The organism is Paenibacillus forsythiae T98 (assembly GCF_000520735.1).
GTDB classification, from domain to species: domain Bacteria; phylum Bacillota; class Bacilli; order Paenibacillales; family Paenibacillaceae; genus Paenibacillus_AQ; species Paenibacillus_AQ forsythiae.
In genome coordinates this window covers 1-6,445 of record NZ_ASSC01000325.1, presented here as the reverse complement: position 1 = coordinate 6,445, position 6,445 = coordinate 1, and the positions used below count along the sequence as shown (strand labels likewise).

Here is a 6,445-nt window from a genome sequence, read left to right as displayed (position 1 = left end):
AGACTCAGCGTCTCGCCGCGGCGCGAGGGCTGTATTCCGGCCTCAATGAGCAGCGCCTCCAGCCGTTCCCTGCCCTCGCCGGGGAAGAAACGGGCTTTCAGATTGTTGGATATCGTTTTGCGCCGCTGGGTAAAGGACGCCTTCACCACTTCAAAAAAATGCTGTTCATCCTTCACATCAACAGGCGGCCGCTCCCTTACCTTCAGCCGGATCCCCGCCGATTCTACATTCGGCTGAGGGATAAAGACGGTGTGCGGCACGGTGCAGACCAGCTCCGGCTCACTGTAATACTGTACGGCAATGCTGAGGCTCCCATAATCCTTGCCTCCCGGCGATGCCGCCATCCGCTCGGCAACCTCTTTCTGAATCATCACAACAATGTTCGCCAGCGGCAGCTTCTCCTCCAGCAGCTTCATCAGAATTGGAGTCGTCACGTAGTAGGGCAGATTGGCGACTACGCTGACCTTGCCTACGGCCGCGAAATCCTCGCTGAACAGCTCATGCAGGTCCACACCCAGCACATCGGCGTGCCGTATCCGGACATTCGGATACGGTGACAGCACCTCCTGGAGAATCGGAATCAGCCGCTGGTCGATCTCCACGGCCGTAACCGCGCCCGCCGTCTGCGCCAGACGCTCGGTGAGCGCGCCGATGCCGGGACCAATCTCCAGAGCGCCGGTGTCCGTGTCCAATTCTGCGGCGTCTACAATTTTATTTAAAATATTGTGGTCGATCAGAAAGTTCTGACCCAAGCTTTTCTTAAACGAAAATCCGTGGGCCGCAATAATCTCTTTGGTCCTTCTTGGGGACGAAATATCTTCCCTTCCGCTCATGAGGACAGACCTCCCTGCTCAATTTGCGCAACCGCATTTTCAAACTCTTCAGGCGTTATGCCGAACATCGACAACCGCTTGTACAGCTGCTTGCCGTTGCAGTAGCCGATACCAAGGATATTGCCAAGCTGCATTCTGCGCTTCGCGGCCTGAGGATGCACGATCATGCCCGCCGCCAGGAGGTCTTCCATCCCAATCAGCACAGGCGCTCCCTCGAAGGATGTATGCACGTTCTCCAGCGCGTGGCGGATTGCCTCCGGCGATGCGTTCTCGACGCCGATATCGCCCTTTAGCGTTGCGTCCTCCTCCGGAATAAAGGCATGTTTGCATCCCGGCACCTTCGACGAGACAATCTTGCGTATCCGTTCCCCCGCATGGTCCGGGTCGGTCAGGATAATGACGCCCCGCCGCTCCGCCGCCAGGGCGATCTTGGCGATCACCCGTCTGTCCACCGCTGAACCCCCGGTTTCAATCGTGTCGGCATCGACGGCTCTTTTGACGGCGGCGGTATCGCTCTTGCCTTCCACGACAATCAACTCTTTAATCATTCTTTAGCGTTCCTCCCACAGCGGCCATATAACCGCCTATACCACCAAAATAAAATAAAAAGAAGAGGATTCGCTCCCCTTCTTTCTGGCTTAGAACTATATAAGTGACGAGCTTACATCAATATAGCGTATTGCCGTCGAATTTGCAAAGTCAAATAAAGTGATTAATCCAGCTCCGGTCTGACCGGACCGATGACGTAAACGACGCGTGATTTGCGGCCGAAATTGCGGGCATGGCTCAATGAATCATAATAAACGTCAATCTTGTTGCCTTTAATAGCGCCCCCGGTATCCTCAGCGCGGCGAAGGCCCAGTCCCTCGATATATACCCACCAACCGATAGGAATTACACGAGGATCAACGGCTATGGTCCGTCCTTCGGTTACGCGTGTTCCGGAAGCTGTGCGTGTGCCGATTCCCGGTTCTTCCGAGGAATAGGCGGTCATCGAGACGTTCCTGATTACTCTTTTGTATTCGAAAGGTAGGTCAGAATTGCTGGAGGAAGAAATTTTGATGGATGCAAGTTTGGGCACGGCCTTCGTACCTACGGCGATAATCTTATCTTTGGTAGCCGTCTGCACTTCTTTGCCAACCATGCGCATGGAGACCAGCTTTCCGTCCTGGTAGGTCTTCTCAATACGATGGATGACGACGCCCGGCTTGCCTGCCTGCGCTACTCGTACTTTCCCTGCGAAAAGGGTGGGGTCCGCCTTCTTGATAACCCGGAAAGGCAAGCTATGCGTCCGCTTCACAACCTGCTTGTTAATGCGGACAACCTTGACTTCCGTTCTGGCGGTAATTGCGGTGTCTAGCGAAGGAAATACCTTGTCATGGGCACCCAGCGTGATACCCAGACTGCTAATGGCCTGACCGATGGTATCTTCGGTCGTATAAAGCGTCTTTGTCCTTCCGCCTTCGGTCAGAATGAACTCCTGCGCCCGGTCAATGACGATCCGGTCACCGTCCTCGATTTCATCGTCAAGGCCCGCCGACAAGCGGTCATACGGTTTGAGCGGAATCGATTGTTTGGCCAAGGCTTCGCCCAGAAGCGCTTCATGCGTCTCAAGCGCATGAACCTTCCCGTCTATCTCCAAAATGATTTGTTTGCTGCTCTGAGAGCGTACGTAGAGCGTAATAAGCAGCGCGATTGCTATCCCGATCACGCCCGCCAGTGACCACCCGCGCAAAGACCATGCGCGTATATTCACTTGCTCCAACCACAACCTAAATGCATTAGACCTGCTGGATGATTGCGAATCATGGGATACCTCTGGTTGGAATACGCCCATCTTCTACATCCTCCTTACATAGTCCGCCCGAATTGGTAAGTCTTTATGCTGTACATCGGCGAAGCTATTAGAGATTGTAACAGGACACGATACGATGCAAGGCTGCTCGCATCCTGCTCATAAATCGCCTGCCCGGCATGACATGCATCCGCCTGTTATATAACAGTTCACAGGCAGAGTTCGTTTATTCCAAACAAAAAGAAGCCTAAAAAGAGTCTTGATCAGAGGACTCTTTCGTGGCTTCCGGGAATGTCCGAATAAACGGCCAACGCACGAGGTTTCCTCTCTTACTTGCGCTTACGGGGTTAGCTGTCGGGTTTGGACGAAAGAGAGACGCCCTATCTCAGGTCAACCGCTCATGGCGGCTGCCCTCGAATTCACCCCAAAGACCACGTGAAGAAATCAAATACAGCCTGCGACGCCAACTTATGTGCCTCTATGTACGGCCTAAGAAGCATTCGTCAAGGCGATATCGGTTCCCCCGTTCTCCATCCGGAGACTCAGCGAGACGATTTATGATCAGCGGCTGTCACTGTAACAACAGCTCACTGCACTGAAAAGATGATATCCTGTTTCGATGCATGTTGTAAAGCGTCATTCAACCAGATTTGCGCAAAAAATTGGTTAAATTATTGTAATAAACACCCGTTTTTTCGTTAAAAAACTTTAATCCTTCGCTCATCCTCACTTTTTTGGCTGGTTTTCTCCCGTTTTCACACAATACCAAATCGTTCCAGTGCGTTCGCGTACGTAATTTCAGCCAATTTTTCCACTTCAATGCCTTTAATTTCAGCCGCCGCTTCTGCCACCAATCTGACATGGGCGCTCTCGTTTCGCTTGCCCCGGTAGGGGTGTGGAGTCAGGTAAGGGGAGTCTGTTTCGATCAGCAGACGGTCCAGCGGGACCTGCGCCAGCACCTCCTTCGGCACCCGGGCGTTCTTGAACGTAATCGGCCCGCCAAAGGAAAGGTGGAAGCCGAGATCCAGACACATTTTGGCGGTCTCCCAGCTCCCGGAGAAGGAGTGCATGATCCCCCCCACTTCCGCTGCTTTTTCCTCCCGGAGAATCCGGACAACATCCTCGTGGGCATCCCGGTTATGAATCACAATCGGCATCTTCAGCTCGCGCGCCAGGCCAATCTGACGCCGGAATGCCCTATGCTGGACTTCCTTCGGCGAAGTATCCCAGTAATAATCAAGTCCTATTTCGCCAATGGCGACAACCTTGTGATGACCGCACAGCGAGGCAATCCAATCAAGGTCTTCGTCCTTCATATCGAGGGTATCCGTCGGATGCCAGCCTATCGCCGCATAAATAAAATCATAGGCTTCAGCCAGCTTCATCGTAGTCGGAATCGTCTCCCGGTTAAACCCGATATTGACCATTCTGGCGACTCCGGCCTCCACGGCGCGGGCAATCGTCTCCTCGCGGTCGCCGTCGAATTGTGATGCGTCCAAATGGGTATGAGTGTCGAAAAGCTGCATATCCGCTTCCCCTTTCTTCGCGGTTTTTGGGCGAACATTTTTAGCGTAAATCAAACAATTCCTTAATGGATTCCGGCAGCATTGGCAGCGCTTTTTCCAGCTTATCCTGCGGATAATAGAGATGGTAACGGCCGCGGTGAATCCCGCTGATGGAACGGACGATATCCGATACCTCGGAAATTTCGCGAAGCCGTTCCTGACGATCGAGCAGCAGAATCTGCTTGCCGTGAAAGCCCTCTTCCGGACGGAATACATCGTAGGGCAAATCTGTCGGAAAATCAATTTCCAGGTCGTATTCCGGGTGCAGCCCGGCCGAGGCGAAGCTGCTGCGAATGTCGTCAATTGTCTCCATGTCGAGACTTTCCATTTCAACATATTTATACAGTTTACGATGAATAAATCGGCTGCACAAGTCGCTCAGCAGCTCATCCTGTTCCGAGGTCCACTGCATAAACGCAGCTTGCACAAGTGCTTCATCCAGTTGCAAATACTGCTGCACATTCACCTCTCCGCAGAATAAATCGGTCAGCGGTTCAACCATAAACCGGAAGGAGTAGCCGTCATGAAACAGCTGCTTGGCCCGGCGGAACACCTGCCGCAAAATAATTTCCGAGCTGCGCGTTACCGGATGGAAATAGACCTGCCAGTACATTTGATACCGCGACATTAAATAGTCCTCAATTGCATGCATCCCGGATTCCTTCACAACGACCCGCCCGTGATAAGGACGAAGCACCCGCAAAATACGGTCAATATCAATCGTGCCGTAATTCACCCCGGTGTAATAAGCGTCGCGGAGCAGATAGTCCATCCGGTCAGCGTCCAGCGGACTTGACACCAAATTGACAACAATATCATGCTCATATTTTTTTCGGATAACCGAAGCCACCTTCTGCGGAAAATCTTCCTCCACTTCCTGCAAAATCTCGGTAATCCCTGTATTCTCCAATATAATGCGGCATGTCCAGTCCTCATGATTCATCTGAAAAGCTTCTTCTATAGAATGGGAGAACGGACCATGTCCCAAATCATGCAAAAGCGCCGCGCACAGCGCAACCAGCCTTTCCTCGGGGAACCAGTCTTTATACCCGCTGCGTTCAAATTGGGAAATAATGCGCCGCGTAATTTCATATACCCCAAGCGAATGGGAGAACCGGCTATGCTCGGCCCCGTGAAAGGTCAGATAGGTGGTTCCGAGCTGGCGGATACGGCGCAGACGCTGAAACTCCTTCGTATTGATCAGGCGCCAAATGACAGTATCCTGCACATGAATATAATTGTGAACCGGATCTTTAAACACTTTTTCTTCGGAGAGCGGCTGCTGCATGTAATCAGCTCCTTTATCCTTAACTTCGAATTTTTTGACATTTTTATTAACGAATTGAAGTCATATCCTCATATTTTGTCGAAAAAAGTAGAATTTATAGTTTCCAATTCGACATTCTTATTATATATTATGAATAGTTATTCCATCGTATTGAAGTAATAATCATTCCGGAGGCCCATTCACAGCTTAAAATAATTCACCCGCTAAAAAGAGGTTGACTGTTTTGGGAATGGTTGGTATTATATGTATCATAAAACAGAGAAGATTGTCGAATCATGACATTTTTTTGATTAATTGATTATTTGAGAGGAGCAACGATTGTTATGATGAAATCAACGGGCATTGTAAGAAAAGTAGACGAACTGGGACGGGTTGTCATTCCGATCGAACTGCGCCGCACGCTGGGTATTGGAGAGAAAGATGCGCTCGAGATTTATGTTGACGGCGAGCGAATCATGCTGAAAAAATACGAGCCTGCCTGTATTTTCTGCGGCAACGCCGAGAACGTTACTTACTTCAAAGGAAAAATTGTTTGCCATGAATGCATTTCTACTATCCCTGCCCCTGTGACAAATTAAAATAAATCAGTTATAATAGGGCTAATCAAATTGTTAATTCTAACCTTTTTTATATCTCCTTGGCCTCCCGTGAATGCGGGGGGCAATTTTTTTATGTGGGGGCCCCCTCCCAAACCCTCCCCAAAGGGGAGGGCCCCAAGGGCTGCGCCCTCTGGACACCCGCAAGGGTTGGATAGATGCGGGGGGTTTGGCGGGATGCAGCGGCTTGGGGCGGTGGAGCGGCCCTTCTCGGCCCGATTCCTTACGGAATCCGCCTCGGGGCCTTTCATGTGGTTCATGGGCGCTCGTGTGTGAATGCGGCGTCGGCGTCGCTCTCCCTGCGGGATTCGCTTGACTTCGGCGCTCGGGAGCGGACTGCTGCTTTGGCGTTCTCCCGCGCTCTCCCT

7 protein-coding genes and 1 riboswitch are annotated in these 6,445 nt (G+C 51.5%); of the genes, 2 read left to right on the top strand and 5 right to left on the bottom strand.

All coding sequences use genetic code 11. The features are described 5' to 3' along the window. From rsmA to L692_RS0110600, 5 genes are all read right to left on the bottom strand, one after another. The coding region (gene rsmA, locus L692_RS0110620) for a 16S rRNA (adenine(1518)-N(6)/adenine(1519)-N(6))-dimethyltransferase RsmA (protein WP_025699683.1) at positions 1-833 on the bottom strand (833 nt) is incomplete at its 3' end. Next, a complete protein-coding gene (gene rnmV, locus L692_RS0110615; protein ID WP_025699681.1) occupies positions 830-1,381 on the bottom strand; it encodes a ribonuclease M5 in 552 nt (183 codons plus the stop codon). The genes rnmV and rsmA, both read right to left, overlap by 4 nt. A 164-nt stretch (positions 1,382-1,545) precedes the next feature. Next, on the bottom strand, positions 1,546-2,670 hold the full coding sequence (locus L692_RS0110610; protein ID WP_025699680.1) for a 3D domain-containing protein: 1,125 nt from the start codon (positions 2,668-2,670) through the stop codon (positions 1,546-1,548). 279 nt (positions 2,671-2,949) lie between these two features. After that, positions 2,950-3,186, bottom strand: a riboswitch (cyclic di-AMP (ydaO/yuaA leader). Between the two features lie 197 nt (positions 3,187-3,383). Continuing rightward, positions 3,384-4,154, bottom strand: coding sequence for a TatD family hydrolase (locus tag L692_RS0110605; RefSeq protein WP_025699679.1), 771 nt, complete (start codon positions 4,152-4,154; stop codon positions 3,384-3,386). 40 nt (positions 4,155-4,194) lie between these two features. Further along, a complete protein-coding gene (locus L692_RS0110600) occupies positions 4,195-5,481 on the bottom strand; it encodes an HD domain-containing protein (protein WP_025699678.1) in 1,287 nt (428 codons plus the stop codon). A gap of 323 nt (positions 5,482-5,804) precedes the next feature. Here L692_RS0110600 and L692_RS0110595 point away from each other — a divergent pair, with 323 nt between their 5' ends. Next, positions 5,805-6,059 carry an AbrB/MazE/SpoVT family DNA-binding domain-containing protein gene (locus L692_RS0110595; RefSeq protein WP_025699676.1) on the top strand — a complete coding sequence of 85 codons (255 nt, stop codon included), beginning with the start codon at positions 5,805-5,807 and terminating at the stop codon, positions 6,057-6,059. Positions 6,060-6,235: 176 nt separating this feature from the next. Beyond that, positions 6,236-6,445 (top strand): hypothetical protein (locus tag L692_RS33485; RefSeq protein WP_232238763.1); only part of this gene is annotated, 210 nt, incomplete at its 3' end.